Source organism: Mesorhizobium sp. M1D.F.Ca.ET.043.01.1.1 (assembly GCF_003952385.1).
Lineage (GTDB): Bacteria > Pseudomonadota > Alphaproteobacteria > Rhizobiales > Rhizobiaceae > Mesorhizobium.
The window spans coordinates 6723516-6747172 of record NZ_CP034444.1 but is presented as its reverse complement, the minus strand read 5'-3'; the positions used below and the strand labels follow the sequence as shown (position 1 = coordinate 6747172).

Annotated in this window: 29 protein-coding genes; 14 read left to right on the top strand and 15 right to left on the bottom strand. The window is 64.4% G+C overall.

Translation table 11 applies throughout. From position 1 onward, the window contains the following. Positions 1 to 137 precede the first annotated feature (137 nt). On the top strand, positions 138 to 1568 hold the full coding sequence (locus EJ067_RS32540) for a D-alanyl-D-alanine carboxypeptidase (protein WP_126089165.1): 1431 nt from the start codon (positions 138 to 140) through the stop codon (positions 1566 to 1568). A gap of 46 nt (positions 1569 to 1614) precedes the next feature. Here the strand turns inward: EJ067_RS32540 and EJ067_RS32535 are convergent, their stop codons facing one another. From EJ067_RS32535 to EJ067_RS32525, 3 genes are all read right to left on the bottom strand, one after another. Further along, the gene (locus EJ067_RS32535) at positions 1615 to 2310 is read right to left on the bottom strand and encodes a molecular chaperone DnaJ (RefSeq protein WP_126089164.1); all 696 of its coding nucleotides are present in this window, start codon (positions 2308 to 2310) and stop codon (positions 1615 to 1617) included. 120 nt (positions 2311 to 2430) lie between these two features. Continuing rightward, complete coding sequence (locus EJ067_RS32530; protein ID WP_126089163.1) at positions 2431 to 2868, bottom strand: DUF1489 family protein; 438 nt, start codon at positions 2866 to 2868, stop codon at positions 2431 to 2433. Between the two features lie 84 nt (positions 2869 to 2952). Next, on the bottom strand, positions 2953 to 4356 hold the full coding sequence (locus tag EJ067_RS32525; RefSeq protein WP_126089162.1) for an L-serine ammonia-lyase: 1404 nt from the start codon (positions 4354 to 4356) through the stop codon (positions 2953 to 2955). A 179-nt stretch (positions 4357 to 4535) separates the two neighbouring features. Between EJ067_RS32525 and EJ067_RS32520 the strand changes: the two genes are divergently transcribed. Further along, the gene (locus tag EJ067_RS32520) at positions 4536 to 5255 is read left to right on the top strand and encodes a DUF599 domain-containing protein (protein ID WP_126089161.1); all 720 of its coding nucleotides are present in this window, start codon (positions 4536 to 4538) and stop codon (positions 5253 to 5255) included. On the opposite strand, the gene EJ067_RS32515 is transcribed toward EJ067_RS32520, so the two are convergent. The 5 genes from EJ067_RS32515 to EJ067_RS32495 form a co-directional block, all read right to left on the bottom strand. After that, entirely contained in the window at positions 5228 to 6025 is a 798-nt protein-coding gene (locus EJ067_RS32515; protein WP_126089160.1) for a YdcF family protein, read from the bottom strand. The genes EJ067_RS32520 and EJ067_RS32515 overlap by 28 nt on opposite strands. Before the next feature lie 28 nt (positions 6026 to 6053). Next, positions 6054 to 7619, bottom strand: a complete 1566-nt coding sequence (locus EJ067_RS32510) for an amidase family protein (RefSeq protein WP_126089159.1) — start codon at positions 7617 to 7619, stop codon at positions 6054 to 6056. Next, positions 7619 to 8077, bottom strand: coding sequence for a GNAT family N-acetyltransferase (locus EJ067_RS32505; protein WP_126089158.1), 459 nt, complete (start codon positions 8075 to 8077; stop codon positions 7619 to 7621). The genes EJ067_RS32510 and EJ067_RS32505 overlap by 1 nt, the downstream gene beginning before the upstream one ends. A gap of 6 nt (positions 8078 to 8083) precedes the next feature. Next, on the bottom strand, positions 8084 to 8371 hold the full coding sequence (gene gatC, locus EJ067_RS32500) for an Asp-tRNA(Asn)/Glu-tRNA(Gln) amidotransferase subunit GatC (RefSeq protein WP_126089157.1): 288 nt from the start codon (positions 8369 to 8371) through the stop codon (positions 8084 to 8086). 83 nt (positions 8372 to 8454) lie between these two features. Next, entirely contained in the window at positions 8455 to 9264 is an 810-nt protein-coding gene (locus EJ067_RS32495) for a radical SAM protein (protein ID WP_245468367.1), read from the bottom strand. On the opposite strand from EJ067_RS32495, the gene EJ067_RS35590 reads away from it, so the two are divergent. Beyond that, positions 9181 to 9462 (top strand): hypothetical protein, encoded by a 282-nt coding sequence (locus EJ067_RS35590; RefSeq protein WP_245468389.1) that lies wholly within the window; start codon positions 9181 to 9183, stop codon positions 9460 to 9462. The two genes, EJ067_RS32495 and EJ067_RS35590, sit on opposite strands and share 84 nt — an antisense overlap. Here the strand turns inward: EJ067_RS35590 and EJ067_RS32490 are convergent. Beyond that, positions 9459 to 10166: a metal-dependent hydrolase gene (locus EJ067_RS32490; RefSeq protein ID WP_126089156.1), complete on the bottom strand. Its 708-nt coding sequence runs from the start codon at positions 10164 to 10166 to the stop codon at positions 9459 to 9461. The genes EJ067_RS35590 and EJ067_RS32490 overlap by 4 nt on opposite strands. 106 nt (positions 10167 to 10272) lie before the next feature. Here EJ067_RS32490 and ruvX point away from each other — a divergent pair, with 106 nt between their 5' ends. Then, positions 10273 to 10755 carry a Holliday junction resolvase RuvX gene (ruvX, locus tag EJ067_RS32485; protein ID WP_126089155.1) on the top strand — a complete coding sequence of 161 codons (483 nt, stop codon included), beginning with the start codon at positions 10273 to 10275 and terminating at the stop codon, positions 10753 to 10755. On the opposite strand, the gene EJ067_RS32480 is transcribed toward ruvX, so the two are convergent. The 3 genes from EJ067_RS32480 to EJ067_RS32470 form a co-directional block, all read right to left on the bottom strand. Further along, positions 10697 to 11038, bottom strand: a complete 342-nt coding sequence (locus EJ067_RS32480; RefSeq protein ID WP_126089154.1) for a DUF6105 family protein — start codon at positions 11036 to 11038, stop codon at positions 10697 to 10699. The two genes, ruvX and EJ067_RS32480, sit on opposite strands and share 59 nt — an antisense overlap. Next, entirely contained in the window at positions 11038 to 11601 is a 564-nt protein-coding gene (locus EJ067_RS32475) for a hypothetical protein (RefSeq protein WP_126089153.1), read from the bottom strand. The genes EJ067_RS32480 and EJ067_RS32475 overlap by 1 nt, the downstream gene beginning before the upstream one ends. Positions 11602 to 11755: 154 nt before the next feature. After that, entirely contained in the window at positions 11756 to 13384 is a 1629-nt protein-coding gene (locus EJ067_RS32470; RefSeq protein WP_126089152.1) for a DNA alkylation response protein, read from the bottom strand. A gap of 176 nt (positions 13385 to 13560) precedes the next feature. On the opposite strand from EJ067_RS32470, the gene EJ067_RS32465 reads away from it, so the two are divergent. From EJ067_RS32465 to EJ067_RS32445, 5 genes are read left to right on the top strand one after another with little or no spacing between them, the layout of a single operon-like run. Further along, on the top strand, positions 13561 to 14526 hold the full coding sequence (locus EJ067_RS32465) for an aspartate carbamoyltransferase catalytic subunit (RefSeq protein ID WP_126089151.1): 966 nt from the start codon (positions 13561 to 13563) through the stop codon (positions 14524 to 14526). Continuing rightward, on the top strand, positions 14523 to 15809 hold the full coding sequence (locus EJ067_RS32460; RefSeq protein WP_126089150.1) for a dihydroorotase: 1287 nt from the start codon (positions 14523 to 14525) through the stop codon (positions 15807 to 15809). Before EJ067_RS32465 ends, EJ067_RS32460 begins: the two co-directional genes overlap by 4 nt. Positions 15810 to 15859: 50 nt before the next feature. Beyond that, complete coding sequence (gene plsY / locus EJ067_RS32455) at positions 15860 to 16441, top strand: glycerol-3-phosphate 1-O-acyltransferase PlsY (protein WP_126089149.1); 582 nt, start codon at positions 15860 to 15862, stop codon at positions 16439 to 16441. After that, positions 16438 to 17574: a DNA-processing protein DprA gene (gene dprA, locus EJ067_RS32450; RefSeq protein ID WP_126089148.1), complete on the top strand. Its 1137-nt coding sequence runs from the start codon at positions 16438 to 16440 to the stop codon at positions 17572 to 17574. Before plsY ends, dprA begins: the two co-directional genes overlap by 4 nt. Positions 17575 to 17577: 3 nt before the next feature. Further along, positions 17578 to 17976: a hypothetical protein gene (locus tag EJ067_RS32445; protein ID WP_245468098.1), complete on the top strand. Its 399-nt coding sequence runs from the start codon at positions 17578 to 17580 to the stop codon at positions 17974 to 17976. Positions 17977 to 18077: 101 nt separating this feature from the next. Here EJ067_RS32445 and EJ067_RS32440 read toward each other — a convergent pair whose 3' ends face one another. The 3 genes from EJ067_RS32440 to EJ067_RS32430 form a co-directional block, all read right to left on the bottom strand. Continuing rightward, positions 18078 to 19214 carry a hypothetical protein gene (locus EJ067_RS32440; RefSeq protein WP_126089147.1) on the bottom strand — a complete coding sequence of 379 codons (1137 nt, stop codon included), beginning with the start codon at positions 19212 to 19214 and terminating at the stop codon, positions 18078 to 18080. A 188-nt stretch (positions 19215 to 19402) separates the two neighbouring features. Next, the gene (locus tag EJ067_RS32435) at positions 19403 to 19588 is read right to left on the bottom strand and encodes a hypothetical protein (protein WP_126089831.1); all 186 of its coding nucleotides are present in this window, start codon (positions 19586 to 19588) and stop codon (positions 19403 to 19405) included. 275 nt (positions 19589 to 19863) lie between these two features. Further along, complete coding sequence (locus EJ067_RS32430) at positions 19864 to 20403, bottom strand: J domain-containing protein (RefSeq protein ID WP_126089146.1); 540 nt, start codon at positions 20401 to 20403, stop codon at positions 19864 to 19866. 817 nt (positions 20404 to 21220) lie between these two features. On the opposite strand from EJ067_RS32430, the gene EJ067_RS32420 reads away from it, so the two are divergent. The 5 genes from EJ067_RS32420 (at position 21221) to EJ067_RS35740 (ending at position 23622) form a co-directional block, all read left to right on the top strand. Beyond that, positions 21221 to 22579 (top strand): site-specific integrase, encoded by a 1359-nt coding sequence (locus tag EJ067_RS32420; RefSeq protein WP_126089145.1) that lies wholly within the window; start codon positions 21221 to 21223, stop codon positions 22577 to 22579. Then, positions 22576 to 22761 (top strand): hypothetical protein, encoded by a 186-nt coding sequence (locus tag EJ067_RS32415; protein ID WP_126089144.1) that lies wholly within the window; start codon positions 22576 to 22578, stop codon positions 22759 to 22761. Before EJ067_RS32420 ends, EJ067_RS32415 begins: the two co-directional genes overlap by 4 nt. Then, entirely contained in the window at positions 22761 to 23012 is a 252-nt protein-coding gene (locus EJ067_RS32410) for a hypothetical protein (protein WP_126089143.1), read from the top strand. Before EJ067_RS32415 ends, EJ067_RS32410 begins: the two co-directional genes overlap by 1 nt. A gap of 266 nt (positions 23013 to 23278) precedes the next feature. Continuing rightward, the gene (locus EJ067_RS32405; RefSeq protein ID WP_126089142.1) at positions 23279 to 23497 is read left to right on the top strand and encodes a DNA-binding protein; all 219 of its coding nucleotides are present in this window, start codon (positions 23279 to 23281) and stop codon (positions 23495 to 23497) included. Then, positions 23497 to 23622, top strand: a complete 126-nt coding sequence (locus tag EJ067_RS35740) for a hypothetical protein (protein WP_281058943.1) — start codon at positions 23497 to 23499, stop codon at positions 23620 to 23622. The genes EJ067_RS32405 and EJ067_RS35740 overlap by 1 nt, the downstream gene beginning before the upstream one ends. Positions 23623 to 23657: the final 35 nt, after the last annotated feature.

Below are 23657 nucleotides of genomic sequence, written 5' to 3'. Positions count from 1 at the left end.
GCTCAAATCGCCAGAAAATGGTGAACGCGGCGGTTACCATAAACGGATTGGTAACGCTGCCCGCGATAGCTTGGCCGGAAGCGAGGCAGGCACCCCTCTGCCGCCTCCGGGGCAACGAAAATTCAGGGTAAGTAGCGGTGCGTCAGGCGTTGTCGGGGTTCGTCTCCAAATCTTCAGTCTCCTTCAAGGCGGTCATGGTCGCCGCGCTCGCGGTGACGATTGTCGCCGCCGATGTCGCATCGGCTCTCGCCGCCAAGTCGGCGGCCATCGTCGTCGATGCCAAGACCGGCAAGGTGCTCTATTCAGCCGACGCCAACGGCCGGCGCTATCCGGCCTCGCTCACCAAGATGATGACGCTCTATCTCACCTTCGAGGCGCTGGCGAAGGGCAGGATCAGCAGGAACACGCCGGTGCCGTACTCGGCCCATGCCGCGTCCGAGCCGCCGACCAAGCTCGGCGTGCGCGCCGGCGGCTCGGTGCCGGTCGAGACCGCGATCCTGTCGATGGTGACGAAGTCGGCGAACGACTCGGCGACCGCGCTGGGCGAGATGTTGGGCGGCAGCGAAGACAATTTCGCCCGCATGATGACGGCCAAGGCCCGCCAGCTCGGCATGAACGGCACCGTCTTCCGCAACGCCAACGGCCTGCCGGATCCCGGCCAATTCACTACGGCCCACGACATGGCGATGCTTGGCATCGCGCTCCGCGAGCACTTCCCGCAATATTACGGCTATTTCTCGCAGCGCTCGTTCCTCTACGGCCGCCAGCGCATCAACGGCCATAACCGCCTGCTCGGCCGCATCAAGGGCGTCGACGGGATCAAGACCGGCTACACGCGCGCGTCCGGCTACAACCTGGTTTCCTCCGTCGCCGATGGCGATCGCCGCCTCGTCGCCGTGGTGATGGGGGGCGCTTCCGGCCGCAGCCGCGACAACCAGATGGCTTCGCTGATCAACGCCTACCTGCCGCGTGCCTCGACCCGCGGCGGCGGCAATCTGATCGCCAAGGCGGGCGGCGACAACCCGATCAAGGCTTTGGCAAAGGTCCTTCTGCCGAAGCACGACGCGCCGACCCCGGACGAAAAGCCGGCCGTCGACGACACCGAAGTCGCGTCAGCCGACGACAACGTTCCGGTCGCCGAGGAGACCAAGCCGGTCATCCAGGTCAGGAAGGTGAAGACGGTGGCCGTGGCCGCGATGGCTCCGGCGCCCCAGGAAAACGCGTCCCAGGCCGAAACCACTTCCCAGACCGTCGCCGCTTATGCCGAGCCGGCGCCTGCGGCCGCGCCGACCGTCGATCCGGTCAAGACGTCGTCGCTGCCCTCGGGATGGGTGGTGCAGGTCGCCTCCTCGCCGACGCAGTCCGGGGCTCAGGCCCTTCTCGACAGGACGAGCAAGCAGGCGCCGAGAGTGCTGGCGGACGCCGAGGGCTTCACGGTCGCGTTCGACAACGGCGGCGTCACCTACTACCGCGCCCGCTTCGGCGGCTTCGGGTCGAAGGCCGCCGCCTGGAAGGCCTGCGATGCCCTGAAGCGCAAGAAAATCTCGTGTTACGCCGTCCAGCAATAGGCGGCTTTTGAAATCTCCCGGAAGGTTCAGCGTCGAAGGAGACTAGTCAGTGATTGGAGAGCAAGACGTCCTTGGCTTCATTGATTCGCGCCGCCAGGACAGACGTGCCGCCGACATCGGTGTTCAGGCGCTGCATCAGGCGGCGGTGCGCCTTGCGGATATCCGCCGCGGCAGCCCCCGCTTCAAGACCAAGGATCTTGTAGGCCTCCTCCTTAGTCATGGCGCCCGCACCTGGCGCAACACCCAGCCTTTCGCCACTGTCCGGCTGCGCGTCCTTGCGCCAGACGGGAAAACGGCCGTCAAGATACGTCTCTAGCAGCTGGCGGCTCTCCGGGTCCGGCCGCAGCTCGACGTGGAGTTGCTGCAGGTCGGCGATCCCCATGGCGCCCAGCATCTTGCCTTCGTAGCGGCCGGCGAGAACGAGGCCTTCCAGCTTGCCGCTATCATGGTCGAGATCCATTTCGAGAGCCGCTGTGCGCACGGTCGAGCGTTTGGCCGCGACCGGCTTCGCCGGCGGCCGTTTCGCCCGCATCCAGGCATACCAGCCTGTCGCCGCAATCATGAGCAGGCCGCCGATGCTGCTGCGACCGACCACGAGCATCGTCGCGCCGATGAGGCCCAGCAGGGCGGGGCCAAGCGTTCTAAGATTGTCCGCCATCCTGGCGGCGTCGGCGCGCACGAAGATCGTCGCGACGCCGAAAAGCATCAGTAGCAAGGCCGCCAATGCGATGATCACGCCCATCGGTTTGCATCATCCGGATGATTGCGCCTGTAGATCAGGATGGGGTGTGGCTCAGTTGCTTGCAAGTCCCACATCGGACGAGCCGAAGGGCCAGCAACCGGAAGATGAGGTCGTTCGGCGTTACAGCAGGCCGAGTTCGGCAAGCTCCAAGCGGAGTTTCGGCGGCATCTCGGCCAATGCGGCTCTGCCCTTGCCGAGATCGGCAGGGGCGTCGGACGGCTTGAGATAGCGCCAGCCCTGGAAGGCGCGGCGCGGCTGCCAGTCGGTGCGCACCACGTCGGGATCGAGCACCAGATGGCAGCGGCCGATGCCTTCGCCGTCGACGAAGGGCCGGATCTCGGTAATGAGCTGCCGGCACTGCACGTTGCCCTTGATCACCCAGTAGAGCGAGCCGCCGTCGACAATCTCCTCGCCGCGCGTCGGCACCATGCGGGTCGTGTGCCAATGCTCGGCCGGCTCGCCGGCGCGGCGCCGCTCATCGAGACGGAAGGCAATCCACTCTTCCAGGTCCTCGACGCTGTCGCAGCCGACACAGAGCTTGATGAGATTGAGAGACATGCCCCAAGATTTAGCTGGGCAGCCCGATGCGTCAACGTCCTGTCCGACTTCTCCACAGGGCCAGTTCGCTCAGCCGGTCGGCACTCAGCACTCGACGACGTTGACCGCCAGCCCGCCCAGGCTGGTTTCCTTGTATTTCTCGTTCATGTCGAGGCCGGTCTGGCGCATGGTCTCGATCGCCGCGTCGAGCGGCACGAAATGCGTACCGTCGCCCTTGATGGCCAAAGAGGCGGCGGTCACCGCCTTGACCGCGCCCAGCGCATTGCGCTCGATGCAAGGCACCTGCACCAGTCCACCCACTGGATCGCAGGTCATGCCGAGATGATGCTCCAGCGCGATCTCGGCGGCATTCTCGACCTGCTCCGGCGTGCCGCCCATGACAGCGCAAAGGCCGGCGGCGGCCATCGCCGAGGCGGACCCCACCTCGCCCTGGCAGCCGACCTCGGCGCCGGAGATCGAGGCGTTGGACTTGATGATGCCGCCGACGGCGGCCGCCGTCAGAAGGAAGTCGCGGATGCTCGGCTGGTCGGCCTCGGGATGGAAATGCAGCCAGTAGCGCAGCACGGCCGGCAGCGTGCCGGCCGCGCCATTGGTCGGCGCGGTCACCACGCGACCGCCGGCCGCGTTCTCTTCGTTGACCGCCATGGCGTAGATCGACAGCCAGTCATTGGCGAGCAACGGATTGGGCCGGTTTTGCTGCCACTGCTCCTGCAGCTTGTCGTGGAGCTGGCGCGCGCGCCGGCGCACCTTCAGTCCGCCCGGCATGACGCCGTCCTGCGACAGGCCGCGATCAATGCAGCCCTTCATGGCGCTCCAGATCGCGTCGAGGCCGGCGTCGAGCTCCTCGCGCGACATGTGCTTTTCCTCGTTGATGCGCTTCATCTCGGCGATAGAAAGCCCGCTCTTGGCCGCCATCGCCAGCATCTCGACGGCGTTCTTGAACGGATACGGCACCTTCTTGCCTTCGGTCGTCACCGAGCCCTTGGCCTTCATGCGCTGCAATTCTTCCTCGGAGACGACGAAGCCGCCGCCGATCGAATAATAGATGCGCTTGAGCAGCAGCCGGTCGGATGCGTCATAGGCGTAGAAGGCCATGCCGTTGGCGTGGCCGGTCAGCGGCGTCTTGCGGTCGAGCACAAGGTCCTTCGCGGGGTCGAAGCGATACGTCGGATGTCCAGGCGGCGAGATCCGCTTGTCCGCGCCGATGCGGGCGACGATGCCATCCGCCTCGTCCGGGTCGACCGTCTGCGGCGTCTGGCCGGCAAGGCCGAGGACGACCGCGCGGTCCGAGCCATGGCCGATGCCGGTATAGGCGAGCGAGCCGTGCAGGCTGGCGCCGATGCGATCGACCTCGACGCCGGCCGGACGCGGCCAGTCGCCGGCAAGGACCTCGTCGAGGAAGCGGCGGGCGGCCGTCATCGGCCCCATCGTGTGCGAGCTCGATGGACCGATGCCGATCTTGAACAGGTCGAAAACCGAAAGGAACACGCGCCGTTGTCTCCTGGAGGCCGCTCAGGAATTACATATAGGAATTCCTCTGATGTTTCCGCTGTTTTGCGTGTCGCGGCGCGGCGGCCGCCGACTTTGTTTGCTTCGCCAGCGACATCGTCAGGGGTTGGACCTCTGCGCCATCGAAGCGCCTGCTCGGCCTGTGGTAAAAGGCATGCATGGGCGATTCCCTCCATCTTTCGGCGGCAGACCTGGCGGCGCTGGCTTTCTTCCTGGTTGTCTGGGTGCTGCATACTCTTGCCTCGGACGGCAAGCTGGTCAGCCGCGTGTCGCTGACGACGGCGATGAACGCCCAGCGCGAGGCCTGGATGCGCAACATGGCCGAGCGCGAGGTGCGCATCGTCGACACCGCCATCATGAACGGCCTGCAGCAAGGCACCGCCTTCTTCGCTTCGAGCTCGCTGATCGCGCTCGGCGGCTGCTTTGCCCTGCTCGGCGCATCCGACCGGGTTCTGACTGTGCTGGCCGACCTGCCGTTCGGCGCCGCTTCGTCGCGTGAAGCGTTCCAGACCAAGGTGTTCGGCCTGGTGCTGATCCTGGCCTTTGCCTTTTTCAAATTCGGCTGGGCCTACCGGCTGTTCAATTACTGCTCGATTCTGATCGGCGCCGTGCCGATCCCGTATGGCGAGGCCTCGCGCAACCCAGTCAGCGAAACCGCGGTCTGGCGTGCGTCGCGCATGAACGTGCTTGCCGGCAAGCACTTCAATTCCGGCCTGCGCGCCGTCTTCTTCTCGATCGGCTATCTCGGCTGGTTTATCGATCCGGTCGTGTTCGTGATCTCGACGCTGGTGCTGCTGGCGGTTCTGGTGCGCCGCCAGTTCTTCTCACAAGCCCGTCAGGCAGTGCTCGGTCAGCCGCCCGGCGCCGGAAAAGGTTGATCGATCCGGCCCGACAGCCAATAGGCGAAAAGCCCGATCCATTCGCGGATTGCCGTCGTGGTCGCCTGCAGCGAATCGGCCGGGTTGTCGCGGAATAGACCGATGTCTTCCTCGCCGGAGGTGCGGTAATCGACCGGCCAGGGAATGGTCGGGAAACCCGCCTTGTCGAACAGCGCCTTGGCGCGCGGCATATGGAAGGCGGAGGTGACCAGCAGCCAGGTCTCGCCCGGCTTCGGTTCCACCAGCCTGCGGGAGAAAACGGCATTCTCGTAAGTGTTACGGGACTTGTTCTCGATGATCAGGCGATCGGCCGAAACACCAAGAGCAGTCAACAGGCGCGGCGCGGTGTCCGCATCGCCCTCGCCGTCGAGGAAAAGCTCGCCATTGCCGCCCGAGACGACCACTTTCGCCTGCGGGAAGCGCCGGGCGAGGATCGCCGTCTCCACCATGCGGTCGCCGCCGCTGTTCAGTTCATAGCCGCCGCGCACGAGGTTGATGGCGCCCTCGAAGCCGCCGCCGAGCACGACGATGCCATCGACCTTTTCCGGCAGCGCCGGCTTGGGAAAGCGTTCCTCCAGCGGGTTGAGCATCATCGCGCCCAGCGAAGTCCAGGCCGATAGCGCGAGGATCAGGAACGCAAGCGCGCTGCCGGTGGCGGCCAGCCGCCGGCGACCGAACACCGCCGCCAGCAAGCCGGGAAGCAGCAGGAAAATCGCCAGGTTGAGCGGCTGGACGAAGAACCAGAGGATCTTGGAAAGATAGTAGAACATCCCTCCCCCTTTCAGATGAGGGACAACGCTACCACCACTTCTCCGGCTGAAATTTGCCCGCCGCCTGCTCGATCACATGCGCGGTCTGGAACAGCGTTTCCTCATCGAACGGTCGGCCGATAAGCTGCAGGCCGAGCGGCAGCCCCTTGCCGTCGAGGCCGGCCGGCACCGAGATGCCCGGCAGGCCGGCCATGTTCACCGTCACGGTGAAGATGTCGTTGAGGTACATTTTCACCGGATCGGAGTTCATATCCTCGTCGGCGACGCCGAAAGCGGCCGAGGGGGTCGCTGGGGTCAGGATGACGTCGACGCCGGCGGCAAAGACGTTCTCGAAGTCGCGCTTGATCAAGGTGCGCACCTTCTGCGCCTGCAGGTAGTAGGCATCGTAATAGCCGGCCGAAAGCACATAGGTGCCGATCATGATGCGGCGCTTGACCTCGCGGCCGAAGCCGGTCGCGCGCGTCTTCTCATACATCTCGACAATGTCCTTGCCGGGCACGCGGAGGCCATAGCGGACGCCGTCATAGCGCGCGAGGTTGGACGAAGCCTCGGCCGGCGCCACGATGTAATAGGCTGGCAGCGCGTATTTGGTGTGCGGCAGCGAGATGTCGACGATCTCGGCGCCGGCCTCCTTAAGCCAGGCGATGCCTTTCTGCCAGAGCGCCTCGATGTCTTCCGGCATGCCGTCGACGCGGTATTCCTTCGGGATCCCGACCTTCATGCCCTTGATCGGCTTGCCGATCACCGCTTCGTAGTCCGGCACCGGCCGATCGACCGAGGTCGTGTCCTTCGGATCGGAGGAGGCCATCGACTTCAAAAGGATCGCGGCGTCGCGCACGTCGCGCGCGATCGGCCCGGCCTGGTCGAGCGACGAAGCGAAGGCGACCACGCCCCAGCGCGAGCAGCGGCCGTAGGTCGGCTTGATGCCGACCGTGCCGGTGAAAGCGGCGGGCTGGCGGATCGAGCCGCCGGTGTCGGTCGCGGTGGCGCCGGCGCAGAGAAAGGCGGCGACGGCCGAGGCCGATCCGCCGGAGGAGCCGCCCGGCACCAACTGGGCATTGTCCAGGGTGCGCGCGGTCTTGGTGCCGCCGGCCGAGACGAAGCCGCCGTCGCCCTGGTGCGTCGTCGGCATCACCACCGTGTCGAGGCGCGAGCGCCGCCACGGGTTGATGACCGGGCCGTAATAGGAGGTCTCGTTGGAGGAGCCCATGGCGAACTCGTCCATGTTGAGCTTGCCGAGCATGACGGCGCCGTCGGCCCAGAGATTGGCCGTGACGGTCGATTCGTAGCGCGGCTTGAAGCCGTCCAGCACATGGCTGCAGGCCTGGGTGTGGATCCCCTCGGTGGCGAACAGGTCCTTGATGCCGAGCGGAATGCCTTCCAGGGCACCGCCCTCGCCTTTCGCGAGTTTGGCGTCGGAGGCTTTGGCCATCTCGCGCGCCTTGTCGGCGGTCACCGCAACATAGGCATTGAGCACAGGATTGGCGCGATCGATCGCCGAGAGATAGGCTTCCGTGATCTCGGCAGCGGAAATCTCCTTGCCGCGCAGCTTGGCGCGGGCCTCGGAAATGGTGAGATGTGTGAGATCGCTCATCAGGCAAGGCTCTTTTCGTAAAACACCGACCATTCGGAGTCGGGATAATCCAGCACCGGGCCGCACCGCGAAAACCCGGCGCGCTCATAGACGGCCCAGGCGGCGGGATGGCGGTCGCCGGTCTCCAGGACCAGCCGCTTCAGCCCTTCCTGCCGCGCCAGCGCCTCGACCCGCGCGACGATTTGCGCGCCGATCTTCTGGCCGCGATGCGAAGGCCGTGTGTACATGCGCTTGACCTCGCCGGTCGCGCGGTCATGCCGCTTCAGCGCGCCGCAGCCGACGGCAAGGGCACCGTCGCGGGCAATGAACACGGTCGTGTCGTGGCCGGCCATCTGCTCGACCGTCAGGTGATAGCAATGCTCCGGCGGCGTCAGTTCGAGCAGCACGGCGTTGAGCTCGGCGACCAGCGCGCGCACGTCGTCCTGCAAGGGCGTCTCGACGGCGATCTCGACGGCCATCCCGCCCTACTCCACGACCTTGGGAACGAGGAAGAAGTTCTCTTCCGTTGCCGGCGCGTTTGCGACGATGGCGGCCGCCTTGCTGCCGTCGGTGACGACATCCTGCCGCTCCTTCATCTCCATCGGCGTGACCGAGGTCATCGGCCCGACACCCGAGACGTCAACCTCGTTCAACTGCTCGACGAAGCCGAGGATGGCGTTCAACTCGCCGGTCATGCGTTCGGCATCCTCCTCGCTCACCGCAATGCGGGCAAGGTGCGCGACGCGCTTCACGGTCTGAAGATCAACGGACATGTCTATTTGCCTCGGAAAAACCAGTGCGGGCTATAGCGGCGCGGCGCTTGCGGCGCAACATCGATCATGGCGGACTTGCCGGGTCAGCCCGCGGCGCCGGCACGCGTCTTTGGCCGGCGCAACGGGACCGGCAGCTCGAAAAGCCGCGCCTTCGCCGGACACATGCCACACGCCGCCTCATCTTCCATTGCCGCAAAGACCTCGAGTTCGGCGTCGGAGCAGCCCGCGTCGAGCGGCTTATAGGCCAGGTAGCGGTCCCATTTCTCGGAAAGGCGATATTTCGCCTTTTGCATCGGCAGATAAGCGAGCGGCGCGCATTTCCAGATTTGCCCATCCAGAAGCTGCTTGCAGTAGCGGGCCGGACAGATTTCCCAGCTTTTGCGCGGGTCGCCGTCTTCGAACGGCGACATTGCATCGCCGAAGCCTTCATAGCGTCGAGTCCAGTTCTTGCTGGCCGGCCGGATCTTCGCGACGACCCCGTGATCGCGCCGCCACTCTTCCAGCAGGGCGAAGACCGGCTTCAGCCGCTCCTGGTATTCGTCGGAATCATGATGCACCGAAATGATCAGTCGCGCATCCGGGTCTGCCGCCAGCACCGCCGGCAGCGATGGGTGGCGGTGCAGGAAGAAACCGTTGCTGACGATTTCTATCTGGGTTTTCGGCCAATGCCGCCGCACCAGGGCGACGAACTTGGGCAGTTGCGGATGAATGGTCGGCTCGCCGCCCAGCAACGAGAAGCGGCTCACCGAAACCCTGCCGCTCCAAAGGCCCATCGAGCGGTCGGCCTCCTCGACGGACACCGTGCCGGCATGGCCATGGTTGGAGTAGTGGGAGCAACTTTCGCAGGCCAAATTGCAGCCATGCGCGACATGCAGCTCAAGCTTCCGGAACACCGGCTTCGGGTGCGAAAATGGTCTGATCAATCCAGAGAGCTTCAAGGCGACGCCGCGCCTTCGCAGCGACAGCAGCTGTCGTTGCCGCCGGCCTGCCCGCACTCGTCGTCGATCAGCGTCGCCGCGACCGGCACCGAAACACCAAGACTTCCTCTCAAGACCATGGTCTTGTTCCAAATTTCTGGCCAGCGACTTTAGATCGTGACCGCTTTGCCGATCTCGGGTAGCGCCACTTTGACACCGGACCCTTCCATGCCGGCCACGAATTTGTCGGCGGTCTGATCGATAATCGGGAAGGTGCCGAAATGGCACGGAACGACGGTATCGAAGCTGAAAAAGCGACGGCAGGCAAGGGCCGCCACCGCGCCGCCCATGGTGAAGCGGTCGCCGATCGGCACGATGCCGATCTTCGGTTCATGCAATTCGTTGATCAGCCCCATGTCGGAAAAGATGTCGGTGTCGCCCATGTGGTAGAGCGTCTTGTCCTGCGGGAAATGCAGCACGAGCCCGCCCGGGTTGCCGAGATAGGTGTTGGTGCCGCCCTGGCCGCCGAACGAGGAGGAATGCAGCGCCTGGACGAAGGTGGTGGTGAAGGGGCCGCAATCGACGGTGCCACCGATATTGCCGGGGTTGATCTTCTTGTCGCTGACGCCCTGGCCGACGAGATACATGCAGATCTCGAAATTGGCGACCAGCATGGCGCCGCTCTTCTTCAGCACTTCGACCGCGCCGCTGACATGGTCGCTGTGGCCATGGGTCAAGAGAACATGCGTCACCCCTTCCGCCGGCCCTTCCCAACCGCCCGTCCAGGATGGATTGCCGACCAGATACGGGTCGATGAGGATGGTGGCGTCCTTTGTCTCGACGCGGAATGCCGAATGTCCGTACCAGGTCAGTTTCATGAATGGTTCCTCGATTTTCTCGTTGTCAAAGGATAGAACGCCGAGGGCAAATTGAAAGTCCCGCGGCCGATCAAAAAGCCGCGCGGCGAAAGACCGGGGAAAGCTGTTGAGCATCATCGGCATTGAGGAATTGCCGGCACGGCTCGCCGGCGGCCGCACGCTCGCCGGCCTCGATCTGGGCGACAAGACGATCGGCGTGGCGGTGTCGGACCGGGGCCTGTCCTTTGCCCACCCGCGCCCGGTCATCCTGCGCAAGAAGTTCTCAGCTGATGCCGCTCAGTTGCTGGCTCAGCTCGCGAAGGACAATGTCGGGGCGATCGTGCTTGGCCTTCCCGTCAATATGGACGGATCGGAAGGCCCGCGTGCCCAGAAATCCCGCGCCTTCGCGCGCAACATGGCTGCCCTGTCGGATCTGCCCTTTGTGCTGTGGGACGAGCGGCTGTCCACGGTCGCCGCGGAACGGACGCTGATCGAGATGGATTTCTCGCGCAAGAAGCGCGCCGGCAAGATCGATTCGGCGGCGGCGGCCTTTATTCTGCAGGGAGCCCTGGACCGGCTTCAGTCGCTCGGCCGAGCCGGTCCGGACTGACCGAGCCTTCCCGGCGCCGCCTGATCCATTCGGCGATCTGGCGCCGGCGGCGGAATGCCACCAGTCCGAGCAGCAGGAAACTGTCGAACACGCAGGCCCGCGCGACCATGCCCGGGATGATCGCCGGATCGATGCCGAGCATCTGGCCGTAAAGCTGGAAGACCAGGTCGTGCAGCTGGCGGCTCAGCATCACGTAGCCGAAATTGATGTCGTTGAGCGACAGGAAGAACCAGCCCCAGAACAGGACCAGCGGAGCCGCCCAGAATGCGAACAAGGCGCGCATCAGCGGCGACCTCCGGGTCTGCTTTCCGGGCGGCTGGAGATGCGGGACAAGAGCGAGCTGTGCGCCACCCCCGTCGCCATGCGATGAGAAACCAGGCGGGCTTCGCTGTCATGCAAGGCCGTCGCGGTGGCCAGAGCCGAGCGTCGCTCGGCGAGCACCGCGACATAGGAGGCAAGCAGCGCCGTCATCTGGATGGCGACCACCATGAACAGCCCGTTGATGCCTTGCGCGGCGCCGCCGACAAGGATGATCGACAGCAGGAAGGAGGCCGAGATGAAGGCGATCCGCACCACCGCGTCGCCGGCATCGGGCCTTGTCGCGATGTTGAGCAGCGTTTCGATGAAAGCCCAGCAGAAGAGCAGCGCGACGATCAGCAGCGCGATCGCGAGCGGCGCCACCACGACGGTGTGCTCGAGATCCGGGAAACGGCTGCCTTGCACCGACACGCCGAGCACGCCGAGCGCCGAACCGATGCCGCGGTTCCCATCCATGCAGATGTAGGCCAGCAGGGCGAAAACGACCGCCCAGTGCAAGGCCAGAAATGATGTCAACACGTGCCGCATGCGCTTCCTGCCTGGCGGAGCACGGGAACTCATGGTTAACATTTCCCTACTCCGGTGACCAGAGTGGGCTCTCCCGCGGCCGCCCGCAATTGAAACTATTTGTTAAGGTTAACGACTGTCCACAGGCCGGCGATGGACGGTGTTCCGGGCCTCTTCAAGTCAGCGGCGGATAGAGCGTGTCGATGATCATGCGCGCGTCATGGCGCGAATCGAGCATGCCGTAGGTGGTGCGCCATTGGCCGCCGAGCCGTGTTTCGACGAAGGCGTCGGCGATCCGCCCTGCCCCGAGCCGGCGCAGTTCCGCTGCCGCCGCCGACAGCGCGAGTTGCTCGGTCAGCAGCCGCGCCGAGCCCTCGTCGGTCGAAGCCACCTGCATGGCCGCCTTGAGCACGCCGATGGTGCCGCGGCCGCCGGTGCCGAGGTCGCGGTCGATCCCGGCCAGCACCTCCTCGAACAGGCCAGGCGCGCGGCCGAGCACGCGCAGCACATCCAGCGCCATGACATTGCCCGAGCCTTCCCAGATGGCGTTGACCGGAGCCTCGCGATAGTAACGGGCAAGCGGCGCTTCCTCGACATAGCCGTTGCCGCCGAGGCACTCCATCGCCTCGTAAAGCAGCTGCGGCGCGATCTTGCACACCCAGTATTTGACCACCGGCGTCATGGCGCGGGCGAAGGCCGCCTCGCCGCGATCGCTCGCCGCCTCGTCGAAGGAGCGCGCCAGCCGGAACGACAGCGCCGTCGCGGCAGCGACGTCGAGCGCCATGTCGGCGAGCACCCGCTGCATCAGCGGCTGGTCGACGAGATTGGCGCCGAACACCTGGCGGTGGCGCGTGTGGTGGACGGCTTCGGCAAGCCCCGCCCGCATGATCGCCGAGGAGGCGACGGCGCAGTCGAGCCGGGTCAGCGTGACCATGTCCATGATCGTCTTTATGCCGGCGCCCGGCTCGCCGACCATCTCGCCTATGGCGTTGGCGAACTCGACTTCCGACGAGGCGTTGGAGCGGTTTCCGAGCTTGTCCTTCAGGCGCTGGAAGCGGAAGCCATTGCTCGAGCCGTCCCCGAGGATGCGCGGGACGAGGAAGCAGGAAAGCCCCTCCGGCGCTTGGGCCAGCGCCAGGAAGGCGTCGGACATCGGCGCCGACATGAACCATTTGTGCCCGGTTAGCCGGTAGAAGCCGCTTCCCGTGCGCTCCGCCCTGGTGATGTTGGCGCGCACGTCGGTGCCGCCTTGCTTCTCGGTCATGCCCATGCCGAGGGTGAGCCCGGTCTTTTGCACCGGCGGCTTCTGGCTCTGGTCGTATTTGCGCGTCGTCACGCGCGGCGCCCATTCGCGGAACAGTTTCGGGCTTGCCATCAGCGCCGCCAGCGAAGCGCTGGTCATGGTGATGGGGCAAAGATGCCCGGTCTCGAGCTCGGCGGTCAGATAGAAGCGCGCCGCCCGCACCTGGTGCCGGCGGCCGATCTCGGCATCGCCGTTTTCCCAGACGGAGGAATGCAAGCCGCCGGCAATCGAGCGTCGCATGAGCGCATGATAGGCGGGATGAAACTCCACCAGGTCGATGCGCCGGCCCTGGCGGTCATGCGTCCTGAGCTTCGGCGTGTCGGTGTTGGCGAGGCGGGCAAGCTCTTGCGCCTCCTGAGTCATGACGAACCGGCCGAGCCCGTCCAGATCCTTGCGCACCGGATCGGAAAAACGCTCGGCAAGCTGGATGAGCAACGGATCGCCCCGCCATGCGTTGCCGCCCGTCAGCGGCGGCGGTTGGTTGATCACGTCGTCGGTCACGCCCAATCCTTCAATTGGCAGAAAAGCCTTTACCTGTCTGAAGGCTGCGGTCGCGAATCCGAAGCCATCGCAGGGTTATAGCCCAAGCCACGCAACGAAAATACCGGGGAGAAAGCCCGCAATCCGAAGCTGGCGCTTGCGGCTTTTCAGACCGCACCCTATAGCAGCGCCTTGAGATGACCGACGCTTCGTCCCTGCCGCTTTTCCCGCACCGCCATCTTCTGGGCATCCGCGATCTTTCCCCGGTCGATATCGAGCTGCTGCTCGATCGCGCCGACCAGGCCGTGGCGATCTCGCGGCAATCCGAAAAGAAGACTTCGACGCTGCGTGGCCGGACGCAAATCAACCTCTTCTACGAGGCCTCGACCCGCACGCAATCGTCCTTCGAGCTCGCGGGCAAACGGCTCGGCGCCGATGTCATGAACATGTCGGTGGCAAGCTCATCGGTGAAGAAGGGCGAAACGCTGATCGACACCGCCATGACGCTCAACGCCATGCGGCCGGACATCCTGATCATCCGCCACCAGTCGGCGGGCGCGGCAGCGCTTCTGGCGCAAAAGGTCGGCTGCTCGGTGGTCAACGCCGGCGACGGCGCGCATGAGCACCCGACGCAGGCGCTGCTCGACGCGCTCACCATCCGCCGCGCCAAGGGACCGCTGTCGAAGCTGATCGTGGCGATCTGCGGCGATATCCTGCATTCGCGCGTCGCCCGTTCCAATATCATGCTGTTGAACGCGCTCGGCGCGCAGGTGCGCGTCGTCGCGCCCTCGACGCTGCTGCCGGCCGGCATCGACAGGATGGGAGTGATCGTCTCGCGCTCGATGGCTGAAGGCCTCAAGGATGCCGACGTGGTGATGATGCTGCGCCTGCAGCGCGAGCGGATGGAAGGCGCCTTCGTGCCCTCAATCCGCGAATATTTCCGCTATTTCGGCCTCGACGCGGAAAAGCTGAAAGCGGCCAAGGAGGATGCGCTGGTCATGCATCCCGGGCCGATGAACCGCGGCGTGGAAATCGCCTCGGAAATCGCCGACGGTCCGCAGAGCGTCATCCAGGAACAGGTCGAGATGGGCGTTGCCGTGCGCATGGCGGTCATGGAGGCGCTGCTCGACCCGCGCCGCAATCATGAAGGGCGCGGCGCATGAGCGTGACGGTCTTCAGCGGGGCCCACATCGTCGACCCGTCGCGCGGCGTCGATGAGGTCGGCACCGTCGTCGTCGACGGGAAGAAGATCGCCGCCGCCGGCAAGGCGGCGCTGAACCAGGGCGCCCCCGAAGGCGCCGTCGTCATCGACTGCGCCGGCAAGACGGTGATTCCGGGCCTCGTCGATGCCCGCGTCTTCATCGGCGAACCCGGCGGCGAGCACCGCGAGACCATCGCCTCGGCAAGCGTCGCGGCGGCGGCCGGCGGCGTCACCTCCATCGTCATGATGCCCGACACCAATCCGGTGATCGACAACGTCGCCCTGGTTGAATTCGTGCTGCGCACGGCAAGGGACACGGCGAGCGTCAACATCTTTCCGGCGGCGGCGGTCACCAAAGGGCTGGAAGGCCGCGAGATGACCGAGTTCGGCCTGCTGCGCGAGGCCGGCGCCGTGGCCTTCACCGACGGACGCCACACGATCGCCAACGCGCTGGTGATGCGCCGTGCGCTGACCTACGCGCGCGATTTCGGCGGCGTGATCGCGCATGAAACCCAGGACACCGATCTCGCCTCGGCCGGCGTGATGAACGAGGGCCTTTATGCGAGCTGGCTCGGCCTTTCCGGCATCCCGCGCGAGGCCGAGCTCATCCCGCTGGAGCGCGACCTGGCGCTGGCGCGGCTGACTGGCGGGGCCTATCACGCCGCCAAGATCTCGACCGCGATGGCGGTTGGAGCCGTGGGGCGGGCAAAGGCGGATGGCGCCAGCGTCACGGCTGGAGTTGCCATCCACAACCTGTCTCTCAACGAGAACGACGTCGGCGAATACCGCACCTTCTTCCGGCTGACCCCGCCCTTGCGAGCTGAGGACGACCGGCTGGCGATGATCGAGGCGATCAAGGACGGCACGATCGACATCATCGTCTCCTCGCACGACCCGCAGGATGTCGACACCAAACGCCTGCCTTTCGCCGATGCCGCAGCCGGCGCGATCGGGCTGGAGACGCTGCTTGGCGCAGCGCTTCGGCTCTACCACAATGGCGACGTGCCGCTGCTCAGGCTGATCGAGACGCTCTCGACCGCGCCGGCAAAGCTGTTTGGCCTGCCAGGCGGCACGCTGAAGCCCGGCGCTGTGGCGGACCTCGCCGTGGTCGATCTCGACGAGCCCTGGATCGTCAGCGAGAGCGGCCTGCGCTCGCGCTCGAAGAACACATGCTTCGAGGGCGCACGCCTACAGGGCAAGGTCTTGCAAACGATGGTGGCGGGCCGCACAGTGTTCTCGGCCTGAGCGTCCGTCGACAAGCACCGGCTCGACTGGCATAAATAAGCGGGGGAACAATGGGTTACGGGCTCGCACTGATCTTCGGCTACCTGCTTGGCTCGATCCCGTTCGGGCTCTTGATCACCCGTGCGGCCGGCCTCGGCGACGTGCGCCAGATCGGCTCCGGCAATATCGGCGCAACCAATGTGCTGCGCACCGGCAGCAAGGGCCTCGCCGCGGCGACGCTTCTGCTCGATGCGCTGAAAGGCACGGCGGCCGTGCTGATCGCAGGCCATTTCGCGCCGGAACTGGCGCTCGCAGCAGGTTTCGGCGCCTTCCTGGGCCATCTTTTCCCGGTCTGGCTCGGCTTCAAGGGCGGCAAGGGCGTCGCCACCTATCTCGGCGTGCTGCTCGGCCTTGCCTGGCAAGGCATGCTTGTCTTCGCCGTCGTCTGGCTCGCCATGGCGTTCCTGTTCCGCTATTCATCGCTGGCGGCGCTGGCGGCGGCGGTCGTGGTGCCGATCGCGCTCTATTTCATCAGCACACCGCAGATCGCCGGGCTGTTCGCGGTGATGAGCCTGATCGTCTTCATCAAGCACCGAGCCAACATCTCGCGTCTGCTCGCCGGCACCGAGGGCAAGATCGGGGCGAAGGGATGAGCGGGCCTGTCGCCGGCCCGCGTCTCAGCGACCGGCAGCGGCTTGCTTGGCTCCGCCTGATCCGCACGCCGAATGTCGGCCCGGCCTCTTTTCGCGAACTGATCAACCGCTTCGGCTCGGCCGAGGCCGCGCTCGAAATGCTTCCCGAGCTGATGATCTCGGGCGGCGCCAACCGCATCGTCCGCATCCCGACGATCGCCGAAGCTGAAGCAGAGCTGGAAGCGGCCCGCCGCGCCGGCGCCCGTTTCGTCGGCATCGGCGAGGCCGACTATCCGTCCATGCTGAAGACCATGGACAACCCGCCGCCGCTGCTGGCGGTAAAAGGCGAAGGCGCGGCGTTTCGCCTGCCGGCGGTGGCGATCGTCGGCGCCCGCAATGCCTCGCTCGCCGGCATCAAGATGGCGCGCATGCTGGCGGCGGATCTCGGCCGTGAGGGTTATGGCATCGTCTCTGGCCTGGCGCGCGGCATCGACACGGCGGCGCACCAGGGCAGTATCTCGACCGGCACGGTGGGCGTGCTGGCCGGCGGCCTCGATGTCCCCTACCCGCCGGACAACGCCGGCCTGTGCGACGACATCGCCGAGCGCGGCGGCGCCATTGTCTCGGAGATGCCGTTCGGCTGGCAGCCGCGCGCGCAGGATTTCCCACGCCGCAACCGGCTGGTCGCCGGCATGGCGCTGGGCCTGGTCGTGGTCGAAGCGGCGCAGCGCTCCGGCTCGCTGATCAGCGCCCGCCTTGCCAACGAAATGGGCCGGCTGGTTTTCGCCGTGCCGGGGTCACCGCTCGACCCGCGTGCCGCCGGCTCCAACGCCCTGCTCAAGGACGGCGCCTCGCTCGTCACCGAAGCGGCCGACATTCTCGGCGCTTTGGCGCCGCTCGCCGGTGTCCGCACCCCTCGCGGCACACCGCTGGCCGAGGCACCCGATCTGTCGGCACTGCCGCCGCCCGGCGAGAACGAGCGCGCCGACGTGCTGGAAGCGCTCGGCCCGACACCGGTAGCGGTCGACGAGATCATCCGCCATACCGGCTTGAGCGCCGCGCAGGTGTCGATGGTGCTCCTGGAACTCGACCTCGCCGGCAAGATCGAGCGCCACGCCGGCGGCAATGTTTCGCTGGTTTTCGGAGAGGCTTGATCTTTGAAGCCTGTCGCCGGCGAGCAGTCGAAGCAAACACGGATCACGCGCATGGCTGCTCTTGCCTGGGCGGGCTTGAGTATCGTGCTGGCCCTGCAATGGTCCATGGACCTCAGCATGGTGGGTTTTCCAGATGGCTACATAACCCCCTTTGCCAAAGCCACGAGCCCGCTTCTGGGGGTTCTGACGGCGGCTTGCATGGCTCAGGGTCTCTACTTCCTGTTCGCTGGGCTGTTCGGCAGGACGATCACCCTGATCGGGCTCAGCCTGCAAATCCTGATCGCCGCGATCCTAACAATGGCGCCTGTGTTCATTGTAAAGGATTGCCCGCATTCCGAGACATGCAGCGCGGTTTACGAGGCGCTCACCAACACGATGATGGACGATGGGGCGGGCGGCTAGGGCGGTTCAGCGTTTCATGGAATCGCCGAACCGCCCCCCTAAGTTTTTGTTTTGACGCAATTCCGGACGGAAAACCGCTGCGCACTTTTCCTGGAATTGCTCTAGCGGAACAGGTATTTGGACACTTCCGGGTTGCCGCGGCGCCACATCACATTGTCCAGGAAGTAATGGTGGACGTTGATGAATATCAGCACGATGAAGAAGAACAGCGATGAACCCAGGACTTGCCTGTCGTAGGGGATCAAGGCAGTCAGCACGAACGGAATCAGCCAGAAACCGAGATAGCCGAGCGCGCCGCCGCCGACGATGAATCCGAGGACACGAAGCCGGTAGCCGAGAAACGACAGGATCTTCGGTTGCGGATCCTTTCCGGCATCCTGACCGTCACGCTCGACGTTGGTCTGATAGCGCCAGACCACCGCAAGATACTGGAGCGAGTGGAGCGCGGGCACCACAAGCAGCCAGAGCGGGTTTATCCTCGCGATCAGAATCCAGAGGTAGAGCGATGCGACATAGGCCACGATGCCGTTATACGGCAGGGCGCGGCCGTTCTTTCGCCAGCGATTGATCAGCATCAGCACTGTGACCGCCGTCGAGGCAACGGCCGCCAGCAGGGCAATGTTGGAGATCCAGGAAGGGGCCGCGAATGTATAATATTCCAGGCCGTAATATTTTCCTTGTGTCACCGCCGTGTTCGTCTGCAGCCATGCCAGGATCCACACCGCATAGCTGTTGACCAGCAGCACCCTCTTGTCCCGATCGTCGAAGAACTTGCGCTTCAGCACGGCGTCGACCATCAGCATGCCGTAGCCTTGCTTGACGTAGTGCCAGCCCACGAAGAAGAACATCGCGTTGGCCGCATATCCAAGCAGGCGGGTGTTCGCCGTGGCCGCGCCATAGGCAAAAAACGCGCCCATGATCACGGGAACGACGATGCCGGCGAAAATGTAGCGGAGCTGCAGGCTCCTGTCGTAGCCCTTGCCGCTCAGCTTGCGCCCGAAATTGCGGTAGAAAATCTGGTACGAGTGGGCGAAATGGGGATAGTTCACAAGGTAGGCCACGACCACCATCGTTGCCGCGACGAGCCCCTCGTATTCGAGCGGCACCAAAAGCAGAATTGGCAGGATCAGGAACGCACCACCGCCGAGCATGAGGAAGTCGGCGACCGGGCCGAAGAGATATTTGCCGGGTGCCGCCGCTTTAGTGGCTGAAGCATCCACCGAAAGGTCAAGTGCCATGGTCGAGCTCTCCTTCGGGAAAGTCGACCTTAGCCACCACCCTGCCTGGCGGCAAGGTTGGGTGCTTCATCTTGTGCCGACGCCCCGCTAGTGCGTTTCACCGTTTCATGGAAACGGCGGAACGCTTTATCTCCTTGTTTTTACGCAATTCCGGACGGAAAACCGCTCACACTTTTCCTGGAATTGCTCTAGATGGACAGTTGGACGCGTTTCGGCGACTGCAGTTCGCGCCCCATCTTTGCCGCCTGGAAGATGGTCATCAAGACCAGCACCGGCTCGCCGTCGGTAGGATTGATCCTCAGGGCTACGCGGCCAAGCTCGTCGCTCATGGCGCAGGTCCAGTCTTTGACTGCGATCACCTTTTTCTCGGACAATTTGCCCTCCCCTTTGCCGCCCCATGCCCGCCCCAGGCGGGTGTTGCGCGGGCCGCCGGTTATGCCGGGCCACCGGATGACCTGCCACAAGCCAACCACGGCCCCTGCGCCATCCAGGCACAAGTGACTGCTAGAGCAATTCCAGGAAAAGTGTGTAACGGTTTTTCGTCCGGAATTGCGTAAAAACAGATACTTAGAGCGGTTCGGCGATTCTATGAATCGCTGAAACGTTCTAATGCATCGGCCGACAGCCGAGGAAGGTTGCTGATATCCCTTCAGTCCGCATGGTCCAGCAGCCTGGTCACCGGGACGTTACGACGATGTTCGGAATTGGCGCGATCGATGCCGTCCACGGTGATCGCGAACATTCCGTTTTCGATTCTTGCTATCCAGCCCTTTGCCTTGAGATACCAGAGATGAAACTCCAGATGTTCTCGCGGGCAGCCTGATAAGCGTTCGAGCTCTTCATCGCCGATGCCGGGATTGTTGACGTCTTGCCGACGTTTTACATAAAGAAGCGACAGCAGCTTGGCTTGAATGACGATGTCCCGCTCGAGCCCTTTGGCGTTGCTGGCTTCCTCGGACAGTTCGCGGCGAAGGCTCAAATGGTCTTTATACTGGACGTCGTATTGGGCGCGCTTGACCGGATCCTTGAGCGTATTGTGGGCTTCCACGATTTCGTTGAAGCGTGATTCGTCGCCGGTGTCCCGATTGTCGGGATGGTAGCGCATGGCGAAATGACGAAATATCCGTTCAATCGTTTCCGAATTCGCGTTCGGGCTGATTTCAAGAAGCTCGTAGTAATCGATGAACATAGTGGTGCTTCTTCCACAGAATCGATATTGCGAACACCACTCCCCGACGCCAGCATTGCGCAACCGTTCCGCCCATGCAAGCCGGCTTCCCCGCGACCGCCGGCCCGGCGCCTTCATCTCCCGCCATGGGCGGGAACTTGGCTACATCAGTCGGTCATCACCGGCTGCCGAAGGCGATAGACTTGCCGGCGACGATGCTGGCGGGCTGGAAAAGGAGCCACGCCACGAGGATGTAAGTGATCATGCGGTGCTTCTCGATTTGGCATGGTGCTTGATCAAGAGCCCGGCTTGCTTTGGGGTGGATTGAGGTTCGCAAGCCGGGCTGTGCGCCGACTGATGGGCGGGGGGCTTGGGGTTATCAGCCGGCGCGCGGCAAAGTGCCTGAATTGTCAGCAGGCCCGCAATCGGCTGAGGTCCAACCTTCCAACGGCATTGGTCCGAAGAAACGAAAGATATAGCCCCCTATTCCTTTGGGGCATCCACCCACTGCGCTGGTAGAAGGCAAGAAATGCAACGGCGAAATCGAGTGCCCGGGCACTGGACGCCGGCATCGCATAGACCGCGCGATCTCTGACAAGCCATTGAATGTTTTGAAAAATCTTGGTGAGCGCGATGGGATTCGAACCCATGACCTACTGATTAAAAGTCAGCCGAAGGCCATTTTGCGCAAACCCTTGCGCCACAAGGCTTTGCCCGTGTCCGCACCTCAAGTCATTGACTTTCAAGGCGACACTGTTTGACAAATCAGCGACAGCAGACGACATTGGGCGGCACAGGAATGCACCTAACGGACGGACACGGGCGCGGACACAAAGCCATGGCACAGAAACTCACCGACACCATCATCAAACACCTGCCGAAGCCAGCAAAGGGCAACCGGATCACCTACGACGAGTCCGTGACGGGCCTTGGCGTGCGCGTCACGGCGGCCGGCAACAAAGCCTTCATCCTCAACTATCGGACGCGCGCCACCGGCAAGGAACGCCGCTACACCATCGGCTCATGCGACGACTGGAAGATCGGCGCTGCGCGTGAGGAGGCCAAAAAGCAGAAGCAGCTGATCGATAAGGGCGGCGATCCGCTGGCCAAGCTCGAAGAGGAGCGCGACGCCAAGACCGTGAAAGACCTGTGCCAACGCTATGAAGAGAGGCACCTCGACGCGAAGAAGAAACGGCCCTCGTCCGTCGTCGACGACAAGGCTATGATCCGCGACTACATCCTGCCGAAGCTGAAGGAGAAGAAGGTCGCGGATGTCCACTCCACGGACGTCGAGGACCTGCACGCGGCGATCAGCAAGCGCGGCATAAGCGGCCGGCCGGCACGCTATCGGGCGAACCGCGTGGTCGCGCTGCTCAGCAAGATGTTCAGCCTCGCGCTCAAATGGGGTTGGCGCGACCATGCCGCCGGCAACCCAGCCAAGGGCATCGACCGCAACACCGAGGCAAAGCGCAAGCGGTACCTGTCGGCCGCCGAGCTGGAGAGCCTGACAGCCGCCCTCGCCGCGCACAAGGACCAACAAGCTTGCAACATCGTCCGGCTCCTGCTCCTGACCGGCGCGCGGCGCGACGAGGTCGAGAGCATGCGCTGGAAGTATTTCGACGCCGCCGAGGGAACTTGGGCAGGTGTCGACCTCGACGCCGGCAAGTGGACCAAGCCGGCGTCGACGACGAAGCAGAAGGGATGGCACGAGGTGCCGCTGTCGGCCGCTGCCCAGTCGCTGCTGGCCGACCTGCTCGCGCAGGCGCAGGAAAAGCTGAAGAAGGGCGAGAAGCTGTCCGACTACATTTTCCCGGGCCGCGGCGGCAAAGGCCATCGCGAGGAGATCAAGACCCAGTGGCGCGAGCTTTGCATTGCGGCCGAGCTGGTCGACGTCACGACGCTTCCTAACGGGAAGACCAAGGTCACGCCGAACGTGCGCATCCACGACCTTCGCCACACCAACGCAAGCGTGCTGGTCAGCAAGGGGGTGCCGCTGACGACCATCGGCAGGATGCTGGGCCACAGCCAGGTAAGCACCACGGCACGCTATGCGCACCTGTATGACGATCCTCTGCGCGAGGCAGCGGAACTCGCTTCCGCTGCCCTGGCGCCCGTCAAGCCGGCGCCGGAGCCAGCTCCGGAGGACCCGGAGCCGGCTGGCGCCAATGTCATCCCGATGAAGCAGAGGAGGAAATGACCTTGACGACTCTACAGGAAGCCGCGGCGAAGCTGATGGAGGCCATGCAGGACGAGGCGGACCTCGCCCAGCGGAAGGATCAGGCGCTGCTCGACGCGCTAGCGAAGAGCACCCCGAAACAGCGGCAGCAGGAAGATCAGGCCCCGACGCCAGAAGACCGCTCGGAAGGGGCCGCGCGCTGATGGTCGTACAACTTCTCGGCACGACGCCTATCCGGCCCGGTTTGGAAAAGGCCTACGATGCAGCAGTCCTCTTCGAGGCGAGAAACCCCGCATGCACGCTGCAGGAGGTCGCGCAACACCTGCTCCAACAGGAAGTGCTGCCCGACTGGTGTGCCTCGCAGTGGGCCGCCGAGGCTGCGGTGGCGGAATGGCGGTCGTTCTGGCACTACCTGGCGAACATCGTTCAATATCGTAGTTGGATGGCGCACTGAGCGGGAGCGATAGGCCTCTTAATAAAATGGCAGAGGGTGCCCTGCCCTGGCGCTCTTTTCTATTTCGTGAGCCTGTTTCTTGATCACGAAGTCGTGATCAGGACCGAAAGGTACTTGGCAGGGTACCCGGCAGTGCACCTGCCAGGTACCATAGCAAAATCAATGACTTGCAGAATTTCCGAGACAGGCTACGTCTAGTGGACGACGGCCCGCGCCGGGTCGCCGAAAGCAGAGGAGGAAATGCCACCCAGACACGGAGAATGAACATGAATGCCAATGACATCATGACGGAATACGTGACCCAGTCCCAGTTGGCGGCGGCTCTGGGCCTCACGACCAAGACGCTGCAGCGCTACGGCCAATTGCCCGATGGGCTCCCATCGCTTCGCCTCGGTGGGAGGACCCTCTACCGCGTCGCCACGGTGCGCGACTGGATTGCCAAGCGCGAGACCCGGCCGAACCCGCGCCGGGTGAGGCAGCGCTGATGAGCATGGTCGCGCTGCTGACCATCGTCGGAGCCGGCGGCATGGTCGCGATCCTGCTCGCGGCCGTAGCCACTTTCATCACAACCCTGATCGAACCGACCGGCGGCGAAAGCGCTCGCCGCTGACGCCCGTCGATCACCGAACTCAAATGGCGGGACTA